This is a genomic window from Flavobacterium sp. LHD-80, assembly GCF_030929605.1.
GTDB lineage: Bacteria > Bacteroidota > Bacteroidia > Flavobacteriales > Flavobacteriaceae > Flavobacterium.
The window spans coordinates 161,271-174,549 of sequence record NZ_JAVFVS010000011.1; the positions used below are offsets into that span (position 1 = coordinate 161,271).

Sequence of the window (13,279 nt, forward strand, 5' to 3'; positions counted from 1 at the left end):
AAATGGCAAATTTTCAGAATTATAGTAAATATTACGACTTGCTTTATAAAGACAAAAATTATAAAGAGGAAGTAGACTATATAATACAGGTTTTAAAAGAATTTGATTCTTCTGCAAAAAATATATTAGAATTGGGTTCAGGTAGCGGATCACATGCTTATTTTTTATCTCAAAACGGATTCAATATAACTGGGATAGAGCGAAGTCAAAGTATGGTGCAGGAATCATTGCAAAAGAAAATTCTTAATTTTAAACCAATTCAAGCTGATATAACTGATTTTGAGGTGAATCAAGAATTTGATGCAGTAATTTCTCTCTTTCATGTAATCAGTTATTTAACTCATAATGATTCCTTAATTAATTGTCTGAGATTGGTCCATAAGCATTTAAAACCACACGGAATATTTCTGTTCGATTTTTGGTACACACCCGCTGTCTATAGTTTAAAACCTGAAACTAGAATTAAAAGATTAGAAGATGAATCTATTTCGGTCGTGCGAATTGCAGAATCTACTGTTCATACACTAACCAATATTGTTGATGTGAATTTCGAAGTCCATATTCAGGATAAAAAGACATCTCAAACGGAAGTTTTGAAAGAACTACACCCAATGCGTCATTTTTCTATACCAGAATTGGATTTACTAGCAAAAATTGCTGGTTTTGAGATTCTTAAATCAGAAGAATTTTTAACTAAAAACGAGCCTTCAGAAAATACGTGGGGAGTTTGTTTAATTTTAAGAAAAAAATAAAATGATACCAGTAAATACGCCCTTATTGTCTGGGAATGAGTTGAAATATGTAACTGAATGTATTGAATCCGGTTGGATATCTTCAGAAGGTGCTTTTGTTACAAGATTTGAAACAGAGTTTGCTCAATATGTAAATAGAAAACACGCAATGGCTGTTTCAAATGGTTCAGCAGCTTTAGATATAGCTGTAAAAGCATTAGGTATAGGTAAAGATGATGAGGTTATAATGCCAACTTTTACGATTATTTCTCCAGCGCAATCTGTTGTTACAACTGGAGCCACACCAGTTTTAGTCGATAGTGATCCAATTACATGGAATATGGATGTAAGTCAAATTGAAGCGAAAATTACTTCTAAAACCAAGGCAATACTTGTCGTTCATATTTATGGATTGCCAGTTGATATGGATCCCGTTTTGGCATTATGTGAAAAATACAATTTAAAACTGATTGAAGACGCAGCCGAAATGCACGGGCAAACCTATAAAGGCAAAATGTGTGGCAGTTTTGGAGATATAAGTATTTTTAGTTTTTATCCCAATAAACACATTACAACAGGAGAAGGAGGAATGATTGTCTGTAACGATGAAGATATTGCTGAACAATGTAAAAAACTGAGAAATTTAGCTTTTGAAACAAAAGGAAGGCGTTTTGTGCATAATGAGATAGGTTGGAATTATAGAATGACAAATCTGCAAGCCGCTTTAGGTGTTGCCCAATTAGAAAAAATAGATTATCATATTCAAAGGAAACGAGAAATTGGTAGTTTATATAATGAAGGACTAAAAGGGCTTACTGGGTTTCAATTTCCTTTAAAAAAGACAGATTATGCAGAAAATATTTATTGGGTTTTTGGACTGTTAGCTGATAGTGAAAAACAACAAGAAGATCTGGTCAAAAAACTAAATAATGCACAAATAGGAACAAGACCATTTTTTTGGTGCATGCACGAGCAGCCAATTTTTAAAAAAATGGGGTTGTTTAAAAGCGAATCCTATCCTGTGGCAGAAAAATTAGCTCGAAATGGATTTTATATTCCAAGTGGTTTGGGGCTGTCTAATGAAGAAATAGCAACAGTTTGTGAATTGCTTTTAAGATGAGAAAATTACGAGTTGGAATTTGGGTTAATGAAGACTATCAACCAGAAAAAGGGGGTGGATTTGGTTATTATTCTCAACTAATTAATGCAATATATGATTATGCTTTTGCAGATGCTGAAATTATTTTTATTTCTAAAAAATTTTCCAGTCTCTGGGATAAAAAGGATAAAAGTTACGAAATACAAACACTCGATTTTATCCCTCCGGTTTTGCCATTGCGCAACAGGATATTAAAAAAAGTAGCCGATAAATTTAGACTGCAAACTATAACAGTTGATTATTCTAAAGAAAAAGAGAGGATCAATGAGTTGATTAAGGATGAAATGTATAAGGTCGTTGATTTGATATATTATCCTATACCGGGTTGTTTAATTGATAATTTTCCATACATCTATACATTATGGGACATTGGTCACCTGTCTATGTATGCTTTTCCTGAGGTCAGCATGAATAAAGTTTACGAATCAAGGAAACAGCATCATGATATCTTTCTGCAGAAAGCTTTAATGGTGTTTTCAGAATCTGAACATGGAAAACAAGAAGCGATAAAATATTTGAATTTAAATGAAAAAAGAATTAAAGTCGTTCCAATTTTTCCATCTGAAATAATCAATGAAAAAATTATTGCTTCAAAACCGGACAAATTAAGTAATGATTTATTTTTTATTCATTATCCTGCTCAGTTTTGGAGCCATAAAAATCATTACAACTTATTATTAGCATTTAAGATTGTTTTGTCAAACTTTCCAAATTTGAAGCTTATTTTTAGTGGTTCAGATAAAGGCAATAAAGATTATATTTTAAAATTGATTGAAGAACTAAAATTATCCAATGAAGTTTTAGATTTAGGATTTGTTAAAATTGAAGAATTAAAATGGATTTATATAAATTCTCAAGGGTTGGTAATGCCTACTTTTTTAGGCCCAACAAATATGCCATTACTGGAAGCAGCAGAATTAGGATGTTTTGTAGCTTGTTCAAATTTAGAGGGACATAAAGAGCAATTGGTTGATTATGCTTATTATTTTGACCCATTAAAACCAAAAGAAATGGCAGAAATGATAATTAAAATGATTGAGGATAAACAAAATGGAGAATCTCGTTTGTATAATTCTAAATTTAATATAAAAAACGCATTAAATCAAATAGATAGCGCATTTTCAGAAATCAAAAGCGTACGATTTTGTTGGGGAACAAATGATAAAATTTTTTAAAAGATTAAAAAAGAATGTCAAAATTATCTATTATAACCATCAACTTTAACAATCTTGACGGATTAAAAAGAACAGTAGAAAGTATCATAAACCAAACTTGGCAAGAGTTTGAATACATTATTATTGACGGAGGTTCGACAGATGGAAGTGTGGCATATATAGAATCGAAAAGTGATAAAATTGATTATTGGATCAACGAAAAAGATACTGGCGTTTATAACGCTATGAACAAAGGCGTTATAAAAGCAAAAGGTGAGTATCTATTATTTTTGAATAGTGGAGATCATTTTTATAACAACGATGTTTTGCAAAAGTGTAATAAGTTTTTAGTCGAAAAAGATCTAATTTATTTTAATCTAAACATAGTAGATCAAACTGCATCTTGGATACGTACCTATACTGATAATTTGTTTTTTTCTTATTTAGCAAAAGATACGCTGCCACATCCTGCAACTTTTATAAAAAAGATTTTATTCCATAAAGTTGGTTTATTCGATGAGAATTTGAAAATTGTTTCTGATTGGAAATTTTTTATACAAAGTATTTGCAAGTTTAACAGCTCTTATATTAGAATTGATCAAACTCTATCAACGTTTTATTTAGATGGTTTGAGCTCAGATCCCAAAAACCAAAAAATAATTTTTGATGAAAAACAATTGGTTTTAGAATCTGAATTTTCAGCTTTCTTAAATGATTTGGATGAGTCCAATAAGCAAAAGCAGCTAATTTCGAATTTAAAGAAGTCAAAAAAAATTCAATTATTAATAAAATTAGGATTGCTGAATAAATTTTAAAAATGAAAAACACATTAATTTCGATTATCGTGCCATGTTATAACCAGGCACAATATCTGGATGAATGCCTTCAGTCAGTTTTACAGCAAACTTATATAGATTGGGAATGTATTATTGTTAATGATGGAAGTCCTGATGATGTAGGCATAATAGCAAAAAAATGGCAGGCAAAGGATCTTCGTTTTAAATATATTGAAAAAGAAAATGGTGGCGTAAGTAGTGCGCGAAATGTTGGTATAGGTGTTGCACAGGGAGTGTTTATTTTACCTCTAGACGCCGATGATAAAATAGGAATGAATTATATTGAAAAAGCAGTTATTGCTTTTGAGGAAAATAATTCATTAAAACTGGTGTATTGTAGAGCCGAAAAATTTGGAGATGAAGTTGGCTCGTGGAATTTACCAAATTTTACACTTCAAGAACTTTCTTCTGATAATCTGATTTTTTGTTCTGCTTTATACAAAAAATCAGATTGGGAACTTATTGGCGGTTATGATGAAAAGATGGTTACAGGTCTCGAAGATTGGGAGTTTTGGATTGCATTGTTAAAGAATTCCGGAGAAGTTTTTAAACTTGAAGATGTGGGCTTTTACTATAGAATAAAAACAAATTCAAGACAGAAAGATTTAAAAAATAGCGAAAGAAAAGAATTGTTTGAATATTTAAGTATTAAACACGCCGATTTTTTTGTTGTGCAAAAAGGATCTTTTATCGCATTAGAGCAAGAAATCAAATTATTAAAAAAAGAGAGTTTTAAAAATATTTCTAATAAACGAATAGCTCTTAAAGTTTTTTTAAAAGCATTTTTTAAACTCGATTTTTTTAAATAGCAGATTACTTTATGAAGAATAATTTTGACTTTTTGCGTTTAATTTTTGCTCTATTTGTTGTAATTGCTCATTCTTATCCATTGTCAGGGTCCAATATTTCAGAAAATTGGTTAGGTCATTTTACTAATGATCAAACCGAATTTTCCAGTTTAGGCGTAAACGGATTTTTTATAATAAGTGGTTACTTGATTTTTCAAAGTTTAGATCGAAGTAAAACACTTACCATCTATTTTTGGAAAAGGGTATTGCGATTATTTCCTGCCCTTTTTGTAGTTTTATTATTAACATTGATTCTTGCTCCTTTTGTATATGAGGGTTCAATGTATTATTTACAAAACAAAAGTGTTTACTGGTACATGATAAGAAATTTATCTCTTTACAATTTAAAGTATGACATAAAAGGAGTTTTTGAAAATAATCCTTATCCAAGTGCCATTAATGGGTCTTTATGGACTATTTGTTATGAATTTACATTTTATATCTTACTTGCTTTCTTGTTTTTTATGAAAAACAAGAAAGCAAAACAAGGTCTAATTTTGGGTGCATTTTTAATAATGTTTGTTATAGAAGTTTTTTCATTAAAACTCTTTGAACCATTTAATTTTTATGGGTTATCTAGTTTTTACTTATTAGAATTCGGGACATTTTTTATGGGTGGTGCGTTATTAGCAGTAGTTAAAATTGAAAAGATAAATAGAAAACCGCTTCTGATGGGTTTTTCAGTTTTAGCGCTGATCACATCTTTTTATTTTGGCTTTTATAATAATGTGAAATATATATTTTTGACATTCACTGTTATTTTATTGGGAATCCAATCATTTAGACCTTTTAATGAAATGCATAAAATTGGTGATTTTTCATATGGTGTTTATATTTATAGTTTCCCAATTCAGCAAACATTGATGTATTTCTTCAAGTTCGATACGTTGCACCTTATGTTTTGGTCAGTTTTAGCCTCATTATTATTTGGTTACTTATCATGGAATTTAGTGGAGAAAAAATTTTTAAAGTTAAAAGATTTTTTTTCAGGCTATTCTCCAAATTTTCAATCGCTAAATTAGATGCTTGCAATAGTCATCCCATATTTTAATCTTCTTTTTTTCGAAGAGACCTTAAAATCATTAGCTAATCAGACAGATAAGAGATTTAAAGTTTATATTGGCGATGATGCAAGTCCAGACAATCCGAAACAATTAATAGAAAAATATAAGGGCAGATTTAATCTTGATTATTTTCGATTTCAATCAAATTTAGGAAGTATTTCCCTTACTCGACAATGGGAACGGTGTATCGATTTAACTGAAAATGAAGAATGGATTATGATTTTGGGAGATGATGATGTTTTAGGTAAGAATGTTGTTGAAGAATTCTATAAAAAGAAAATAGAATTTGATGATAAATCTAATGTTGTCAGATTTGCAACTAAAATAATAAATGAAAAAAGCGGAACTGTATCAGAATCTTTTTTGCATCCCAAATGGGAAACGGCTTCTGATTCTTTTTGTAGAAAAGCTAATTTTCTAACACGGAGTTCTTTGTCTGAGTATTTATTTTCAAAGAAAATTTATACTAAATATAAATTTCGGACGTATCCGCTAGCTTGGCACAGCGACGATATGGCCTGGATTGATTTTTGTGAACAGAAGCTAATTTTTACTATTAATGAAAGTCTTGTATTTATACGAGAATCAAATGTCAGTATTTCGGGCAAAAGAGACAATAAAATTTTAAAAAATAAGGCTTCAGTTCTATTTATGACTGATTTGATAACTGAAAAATTAGTTTTATTCACTAAAAATCAAACGTTGCATTTATTGTTGATTTTTGAAATTGAAATAAAAAAATATAGAAAAATTAGTTTTAAGGAATATTTATTTTTACTGAAATTTTATTTCAAGAATTTTAGCCTAATTCACTTATCTAAGTTGATAAGAAGAATTCTAATTCACAGAAGTAAAAAGAAAATCAAAAATTAGATAATATTCTATGACTAAAGATAAATTAATTTCTGTAATTATTCCCTGTTATAATCAGGCAATGTTTTTAGATGAGACATTAAACTCAGTTTTTATACAAACGTATGAAAATTGGGAATGTCTTGTTATAAATGACGAAAGTACCGATCTTTCTGCAGAAATAGCACAAAAATGGGTTCAAAAAGATAGTCGATTCAAATATTTTTTTAAAAAAAATGGAGGTGTAAGTAGTGCACGAAATTTGGGGTTACAAAATGCAAAAGGCGACTACATACAATTTCTTGATTCAGATGACTTGATATCTAATAATAAATTAGAATTATCATTGAATGCTATTCTGAATAATAATTTAGAAATTGTTTTTACGAACTTTAAAATGTTTACTAACAATGTTCAAAAGCCTATAGCTGCATTTTGTAAATTAAAAGAATCTTTATTTACCTATGATAATCTAATTTATGAATGGAATGAAAGTTTTTCAATTCCAATACAGACTGCTTTGATAGAAAAAAAACTTCTGGAAAATATTCGTTTTCCAGAGCATATGACCGCACAGGAAGATTGGGTTTTCTGGGTGAATGTGTTTAAAGAAAATCCGAAGATAAAATTTATTGATGAATCGCTTTCTTTTTATCGGATGAATTTATACAGCAGAACAATGAAAGATACTCTTGATGATAACTTGAAAGCATACGACTATTTTAGAAATTTTTTAACTGAGAATGAATTCCAACAATTAACATTAGTATTAATTAAAAGGTATTTTAAGTCTAGTTCACAATCTAAAAAAAGAATCAAGGATTATAAAGAATCGAATACTTATCAAACTGGATTATTTGTAAAGAAAGGCTTAAAAATTTTTGGTCTATTGCCCTTATCGAGAAAAATTTTCCCTTTTATTTTGAAATTGAAATCTAAATAACAATTTAGCTCAATCTATGCTGGCTATAGTCATCCCTTATTATAAAATCAATTTCTTTGAAGCTACCTTACAATCTTTAGCTAATCAAACCAGTAAGCAATTTAAAGTTTATATTGGAGATGATGCAAGTCCTAATGATCCAAAAAAAATAATAGAAAAATATAAAAATGAGTTCGATTTTATTTATCAACGATTCGAACAAAATTTAGGAGGTAAATCTTTAGTACAACAATGGAATAGATGTCTGAATCTTTGTAATGAAGAGGAATGGGTAATGATCCTAGGAGATGATGATGTTTTAGAAAGCAATTGTGTTGATTCATTTTATAATAATTTATCAGAAATACAATATACTGATACTTCTGTAGTGCGATTTTCGACTCAAGTTATTGATGAAAATGGTTTGCCAATTTCAAAAGTGCATCAGCACCCTAAAGCAGAAAAAGCTGCGGATTTTTTAATAAGAAAATTTAAAGGAGGAACCAGAAGCTCTTTGAGTGAATATATTTTTAAAAAGGAATTGGTTGAAAGTATACAATTTAAAGATTTTCCTTTAGCGTGGCATAGTGATTTACTGGCAGTTTTAGAGTTCTCAAAATGGAGACAGATTTTTACTATTAATGATGCATTAGTTTATTTTAGATTAAGCGGTCTAAATATTACAAGTAAAAAAGATGATGATGTAATTAAAAATTGCGCAACTTTTCAGTTTTATTATTATTTATTATATAATTATAGTACTCAATTTTCTTCATCGGAGATAAATTTACTTTTTGATAATATAGAAAAGACTCTCTTAAATAACAAAAGGAATACTAAGCATTGGCTTCAGCTTTTTTTATTATATTTTAAGTTTTTTAGATATAAACGGTTTTTAGTTTTAAGTTTGAAAATAAAAAAAAGCATAGTATGAAATTTTTGGTAATAGCGCAGGATTTAAGAATTGTGGGAACTAGTGAAGGGATCGTTTCGCGTTCTTTTATAGCCAAGTTGCGAAGAATCTACCCAACAGCTATTATAGATGTAGTTTACATTATTCACACTGATACTGATGATCAATTGCATTTATTGCCAGTTGATAAAATAGAAAAGTATATTGTAAATACAAAAATTCCATTTAATACTATTTTAATAAATCGTTTTTATTGGAGATTGTTTCACGTGTCATTAAATGAACGTTATGTTCAAAAGCAATATGCAAAGATAATTGCTGAAATTGATTATACTGCTTATGATCATATTTTTATAAGAAGTGCAGGAATAGATCACGAAATGATATTGGCCACACATAATTTGCCAATTTTGCAAAAAGCAAATATAATTTTTCATGATCCTTATCCTTTATCTTGGTATGTTGGATCGAAAACTGATTTTTCAAATTTAGAATTGTTCAGACTTAAACGAATGATGGAAGTAGTTTCAGAAGCAAAAACTTGCTCAAGTTCTGCCCAGTATATGTCGCATGATCTACAACATTTGTACGCTTCGAAAAAGAAATTTTATACCTTGGCGCATCAATTTGATGCTTCAGTTTTTGATTTATCGGACATTACTCAATCGCGAAAAAAAACTAAAAAAGTAGCAATTTCTTATCATGGAGCATTGATGTTTGGCCGAAATGTGGAAAATTTGTTATTAGCTTATGAGAATTTAATTAATGAAAATCCTAAATATAAAGAACAGACTGAATTTGTTTTAAGGATCAAAGGCGACGGAGTAAAAAAGTTGAACGATCAATTTAAAAATATATCTAATATTAAAATTCTAGATATGTTTAATTTTTCAAATTCATCTCACGAACAAATTTACGAGAGCGATATTGTGATAATTTTAGAAAACGGGCCTTTGTATTGTAATATTTTAGTTGGTAAGGCCCCTTTTTTAGCGGCATACGAAAAACCTCTTTTATCTATATCACCAGAAAAAAGTGAATTAAAAGATATTATTACCGATGAAAGATGTATTGCAAATATGCACGATGTCAAAGAAATCAAAGAAAAACTAAAATTATTAATTGATAATCGAATGATTTCGAATGAAAAATTTCAGCCTTTTGGAGACTATTTTTCAGACAATAATTTTAAAAAGCAATTAGACCAAGTCTTGAAAGCTTAAATATAATTGGTTTTAAAACATAAAAGAGTTTATCAGCTGTTAGATATAAGTATCTCTTGGGTTAAAAAAATAATAATAAATTATGAGAATAGGAATGAATCCTCAAAAGGAGGAAAGAAAAGTGATATTAAACACCAATCACAGAATTGTTATTGTGGTATATATTCCTAATGAAGAAGGATTCTACAAAGATTCATTAAGTGTTTTTAAGTTAAGCTTAGATTCTTTAATAGCGACTGTAAATTCTCATGTTGCAATTACAGTAATTAATAATGGTTCATATGAAAAAGTGTCAGATCTTTTAGGGCAATATTTTAAAGAAAAAAAGATAGATACACTTATTTCACATAATTTAAATATCGGAAAAATTGATGCACAAATAGGAGCTGCTAGAGGGGCGAGAGAAAAACTTATTACCCTTACAGATGCGGATATTTTGTTCAGCAATGGATGGCAGGAGAAAGTAGAGGAAATTTTTTCTGTATTTCCAAACGTTGGTTCAGTATCTCCTATACCTGTTAGAACAGGCTTATATGCTGGAACAAGTTCTGTGTTAAAATATATTATTTTAAAGAAAATAAAAGTAAAATTTATTGAAATACCAGAAAATTTTAAAAATTTCAATAAATTTTTATCAAGCATCAATTGGGATTTAGATACTGATAAAAACTTAAAATGGCCAGTAGTTGAGCATAATAAAATTAAGGCTATAATTGGTAGTGCGCATCAGGTGTTGACTATAGATCGTGATATTTTATTTACAACTTCTCCGTCAAATCCTTCCTTGACTCTTGTCGGAGGAAATTCAGAGCATAATTATGTAGATGTCCCTATTGATAAATCTGGAAAGCTTCGTCTAGCAACTTTTAATAATTATGCATTTCATATTGGCAATAAAGTCGAAGATTGGATGATTGATATACAGCAAAAAAATATAGAAAATACTCTAACTTCGAAAAGCAAATTTAATGTTCCCATATCATCAGATGATTTGTTTAATTCAAAATTAGATAATAAGGTATATGGTTTGAAAAAAAAGCTCTTGAAAAAACTATTTTCTTTTTTTTATGACAAATAGTAAAATAGTTTTTTCTTTACAAATTACTACCAAAAATAGACTTTCGGATCTAAAATTTACTTTAGATAAAATTCAGTATTTTTTTGTTAGAAATGATTTAGAATGTATTGTTTTTGATGATGGTTCTACTGATGAAACAAGTGTATTTATTGCAGAAAATTTTCCTAACATTATTTTATTAAGAAATGAGGTTTCTAAAGGATTGATTTATTGCCGTAATCAGATGTTAAATCTCACTAAAGCAAAATACGCAATTTCATTAGATGATGATGCTCATTTTTTATCTGAGAATGTGCTTGAAAATATAGAAAATTATTTTGTTTCTAATCAAAAATGTGGTGTTATAACTTGTAGAATATTTTGGGGTTTAAACCCGCCAAATGAAATATTTGCAAATGAAAAACCTGAACGTTCGAGAAGTTTTGTTGGTTGTGGCCATATTTGGAATATGAATGCTTGGATTGATGTTGCTGATTACCCTGAGTGGTTTGTTTTTTATGGGGAAGAAGATTTCGCAGCATTTCAATTGTTTAAAAAGAAATGGGAAATCCATTATTTGCCTGAAATTTTAGTAAATCACAGGGTTGATGTAAAATCAAGAAAGAAAAATGCTGATTATGGTATTCGATTGCGACGTTCTTTGCGCTCGGGCTGGTATTTGTATTTTTTGTTTTTTCCAATTCAATTAATTCCAAGAAAATTAGCTTTTTCAGTTTGGATGCAACTTAAATTGAAAGTTTTTAAAGGAGACTTTAAAGCATTAAAGGCAATTTTATTAGCAATGTTTGATGTGCTGTTTTCAATTCCTAGAATTGTTAAAAATGCGAATCGTTTATCGATGAAGGAATATAGGGAATATCAAAAAATTAATGAAACAAAAATATACTGGCAACCTAAAATAAAATAATTTTATACAAGAGTATATAAAAAAAAAATAAGACAATGAAGAGTTCTAAAGTAGCAATATTATCTACAGTTAATAATTTTAAATTATACGCAAAAAGTTCCTCGTTATATCCTTCGAATATTGAATCATATGTTTTTGATGGAAGAAATGGGATGTTTGGGATTTTCAGCATCAAATTCATGATGAAGGTGTTCAAGAAGAAAGATATTGATTGGCTAGTTTTGATGGATGAGGACGCGCTATTTGTAAAGCCAGATTTGATTTATCCATTGATAGATTATATGAAAACTAATGATTATATAATATCAGGAGTGAGAGATGGCGGTGCTTTACCCGAGCGTTCGGGCAATCCTTATGTAATGAATCCTTTTTTTTCAATCATTAATTTTAAAGAGTTGAAAAAAATATGGGATGAAAAAGAAATGCTTAAAAACCATTACATTATAGAAAATGAATTCGATGATGATTTGTCTAATTTGAAGTACCCTTATGACAAAATGAGTATGAGCGAACCTTATTATTGTTTTTATCTTTGGTTAAAAAGGAAAAATAAAAAGATGTTGTTCTTAGATGTTGATTTGCCTTTTTCTGATGACCAAATAACAAATGTAGTTTATGATTTAAATCATCAGCCGTTGGTATATCACACTTGGTTTTCACGCGAATATGGAGATTTGCGAGGTAGGCATACAGCTAGAATAGATAGAGTATTTGAAGAATTTGAGAATAAAAATTATGGATCACAACCAGTTAAAATTTATAAAGATAAATTGTTTCCACTTAAAAATAGATTTAGAAGATTTAAAAAGAATACAAGACTTAGATTAGTTAAAATTGGATTGATTTCAAATTAGGAATTAAAAAAAATCTTTGATCATAAAAATGAGAAATTTATCAAGTTTAAAATTTTGATATGAAAACGATTGCAATTATACCAGCTCGAGGTGGTTCAAAACGACTCCCTTTTAAAAATATTCTTCCATTGGCAGGAATTCCAATTGTTGCACATAGTATTTTATATGCTAAAGCAAATAGCGATATAATTGATGAAATTTATGTTTCTACCGATGATGAAGAGATTAAAAAAATTGCGATAGAATTTGGAGCAAAAGTCATAAACAGACCCGAGAGCATTTCTGGAGATTTAGAACCGACAATTTCTGCGTTGAAGAATGTTTTGGAACAAATTGAAGATGAGGTTGAAAATGTAATTTTACTGCAACCCACAAATCCTTTAAGACAGGAAGATTTGCTTAAAGAAGCATTTAATTTGTTTAAATCTCAAAATTGTGAAAGTTTATTTACAGTTTCACAGAACCATCAAAAATTTGGAAAAATAGAAAAGAATAAATTTATTCCATTTAATTATAAAGTTGGACAAAGAAGCCAAGATTTAGAGCCAATATTTTATGAAAACGGATTGCTTTATATCACTAAATCCAAATTGATTTTTGATGATATAATTATTTCAGAAAATGCTTTTCCATTCGAGATTAATCATATTTTTGCCAGCGTAGATATCGATACTCAAGAAGATTTTGAGTATGCTGAATATTTATTCCAAAAACATATAAAACCCTAATTCATAACCT

General features: G+C 29.0%; 14 protein-coding genes. All 14 read left to right on the plus strand.

Annotated features, from left to right (window positions below; genetic code table 11):
* The first annotated feature begins 2 nt into the window (after window positions 1-2).
* The 14 genes from RB619_RS15590 to RB619_RS15655 all read left to right on the plus strand — a co-directional run bounded on the left by RB619_RS15590 (window position 3) and on the right by RB619_RS15655 (window position 13,269).
* The gene (locus tag RB619_RS15590; protein WP_308099094.1) at window positions 3-752 is read left to right on the plus strand and encodes a class I SAM-dependent methyltransferase; all 750 of its coding nucleotides are present in this window, start codon (window positions 3-5) and stop codon (window positions 750-752) included.
* A gap of 1 nt (window position 753) precedes the next feature.
* Window positions 754-1,851, plus strand: coding sequence for a DegT/DnrJ/EryC1/StrS family aminotransferase (locus RB619_RS15595; protein WP_308099096.1), 1,098 nt, complete (start codon window positions 754-756; stop codon window positions 1,849-1,851).
* The gene (locus RB619_RS15600; protein WP_308099098.1) at window positions 1,848-3,065 is read left to right on the plus strand and encodes a glycosyltransferase; all 1,218 of its coding nucleotides are present in this window, start codon (window positions 1,848-1,850) and stop codon (window positions 3,063-3,065) included. The genes RB619_RS15595 and RB619_RS15600 overlap by 4 nt, the downstream gene beginning before the upstream one ends.
* Before the next feature lie 14 nt (window positions 3,066-3,079).
* The gene (locus RB619_RS15605) at window positions 3,080-3,859 is read left to right on the plus strand and encodes a glycosyltransferase family 2 protein (RefSeq protein WP_308099100.1); all 780 of its coding nucleotides are present in this window, start codon (window positions 3,080-3,082) and stop codon (window positions 3,857-3,859) included.
* Window positions 3,860-3,861: 2 nt separating this feature from the next.
* Window positions 3,862-4,689 (plus strand): glycosyltransferase family A protein, encoded by an 828-nt coding sequence (locus RB619_RS15610; RefSeq protein ID WP_308099102.1) that lies wholly within the window; start codon window positions 3,862-3,864, stop codon window positions 4,687-4,689.
* A gap of 11 nt (window positions 4,690-4,700) precedes the next feature.
* The gene (locus tag RB619_RS15615) at window positions 4,701-5,750 is read left to right on the plus strand and encodes an acyltransferase (RefSeq protein WP_308099104.1); all 1,050 of its coding nucleotides are present in this window, start codon (window positions 4,701-4,703) and stop codon (window positions 5,748-5,750) included.
* Window positions 5,751-6,665 carry a glycosyltransferase family 2 protein gene (locus tag RB619_RS15620; RefSeq protein WP_308099105.1) on the plus strand — a complete coding sequence of 305 codons (915 nt, stop codon included), beginning with the start codon at window positions 5,751-5,753 and terminating at the stop codon, window positions 6,663-6,665.
* Between the two features lie 10 nt (window positions 6,666-6,675).
* On the plus strand, window positions 6,676-7,587 hold the full coding sequence (locus tag RB619_RS15625) for a glycosyltransferase family A protein (RefSeq protein ID WP_308099106.1): 912 nt from the start codon (window positions 6,676-6,678) through the stop codon (window positions 7,585-7,587).
* A 16-nt stretch (window positions 7,588-7,603) separates the two neighbouring features.
* The gene (locus RB619_RS15630) at window positions 7,604-8,500 is read left to right on the plus strand and encodes a glycosyltransferase family A protein (protein WP_308099108.1); all 897 of its coding nucleotides are present in this window, start codon (window positions 7,604-7,606) and stop codon (window positions 8,498-8,500) included.
* A complete protein-coding gene (locus RB619_RS15635; protein WP_308099110.1) occupies window positions 8,497-9,702 on the plus strand; it encodes a hypothetical protein in 1,206 nt (401 codons plus the stop codon). The genes RB619_RS15630 and RB619_RS15635 overlap by 4 nt, the downstream gene beginning before the upstream one ends.
* A gap of 82 nt (window positions 9,703-9,784) precedes the next feature.
* On the plus strand, window positions 9,785-10,780 hold the full coding sequence (locus RB619_RS15640) for a glycosyltransferase family A protein (RefSeq protein WP_308099113.1): 996 nt from the start codon (window positions 9,785-9,787) through the stop codon (window positions 10,778-10,780).
* Window positions 10,770-11,687: a glycosyltransferase gene (locus tag RB619_RS15645; RefSeq protein ID WP_308099115.1), complete on the plus strand. Its 918-nt coding sequence runs from the start codon at window positions 10,770-10,772 to the stop codon at window positions 11,685-11,687. The genes RB619_RS15640 and RB619_RS15645 overlap by 11 nt, the downstream gene beginning before the upstream one ends.
* Before the next feature lie 35 nt (window positions 11,688-11,722).
* Complete coding sequence (locus RB619_RS15650) at window positions 11,723-12,541, plus strand: hypothetical protein (protein WP_308099117.1); 819 nt, start codon at window positions 11,723-11,725, stop codon at window positions 12,539-12,541.
* A 59-nt stretch (window positions 12,542-12,600) separates the two neighbouring features.
* The gene (locus tag RB619_RS15655) at window positions 12,601-13,269 is read left to right on the plus strand and encodes an acylneuraminate cytidylyltransferase family protein (RefSeq protein WP_308099119.1); all 669 of its coding nucleotides are present in this window, start codon (window positions 12,601-12,603) and stop codon (window positions 13,267-13,269) included.
* The last annotated feature ends 10 nt before the right edge of the window (window positions 13,270-13,279 follow it).

What these genes read in the sequence shown, in the direction of transcription:
- RB619_RS15590 (WP_308099094.1), top strand. Translation starts at nt 3, where the DNA reads ATGGCAAATTTTCAGAATTATAGTAAATATTACGACTTGCTTTATAAA.
- RB619_RS15595 (WP_308099096.1), top strand. Translation starts at nt 754, where the DNA reads ATGATACCAGTAAATACGCCCTTATTGTCTGGGAATGAGTTGAAATAT.
- RB619_RS15600 (WP_308099098.1), top strand. Translation starts at nt 1,848, where the DNA reads ATGAGAAAATTACGAGTTGGAATTTGGGTTAATGAAGACTATCAACCA.
- RB619_RS15605 (WP_308099100.1), top strand. Translation starts at nt 3,080, where the DNA reads ATGTCAAAATTATCTATTATAACCATCAACTTTAACAATCTTGACGGA.
- RB619_RS15610 (WP_308099102.1), top strand. Translation starts at nt 3,862, where the DNA reads ATGAAAAACACATTAATTTCGATTATCGTGCCATGTTATAACCAGGCA.
- RB619_RS15615 (WP_308099104.1), top strand. Translation starts at nt 4,701, where the DNA reads ATGAAGAATAATTTTGACTTTTTGCGTTTAATTTTTGCTCTATTTGTT.
- RB619_RS15620 (WP_308099105.1), top strand. Translation starts at nt 5,751, where the DNA reads ATGCTTGCAATAGTCATCCCATATTTTAATCTTCTTTTTTTCGAAGAG.
- RB619_RS15625 (WP_308099106.1), top strand. Translation starts at nt 6,676, where the DNA reads ATGACTAAAGATAAATTAATTTCTGTAATTATTCCCTGTTATAATCAG.
- RB619_RS15630 (WP_308099108.1), top strand. Translation starts at nt 7,604, where the DNA reads ATGCTGGCTATAGTCATCCCTTATTATAAAATCAATTTCTTTGAAGCT.
- RB619_RS15635 (WP_308099110.1), top strand. Translation starts at nt 8,497, where the DNA reads ATGAAATTTTTGGTAATAGCGCAGGATTTAAGAATTGTGGGAACTAGT.
- RB619_RS15640 (WP_308099113.1), top strand. Translation starts at nt 9,785, where the DNA reads ATGAGAATAGGAATGAATCCTCAAAAGGAGGAAAGAAAAGTGATATTA.
- RB619_RS15645 (WP_308099115.1), top strand. Translation starts at nt 10,770, where the DNA reads ATGACAAATAGTAAAATAGTTTTTTCTTTACAAATTACTACCAAAAAT.
- RB619_RS15650 (WP_308099117.1), top strand. Translation starts at nt 11,723, where the DNA reads ATGAAGAGTTCTAAAGTAGCAATATTATCTACAGTTAATAATTTTAAA.
- RB619_RS15655 (WP_308099119.1), top strand. Translation starts at nt 12,601, where the DNA reads ATGAAAACGATTGCAATTATACCAGCTCGAGGTGGTTCAAAACGACTC.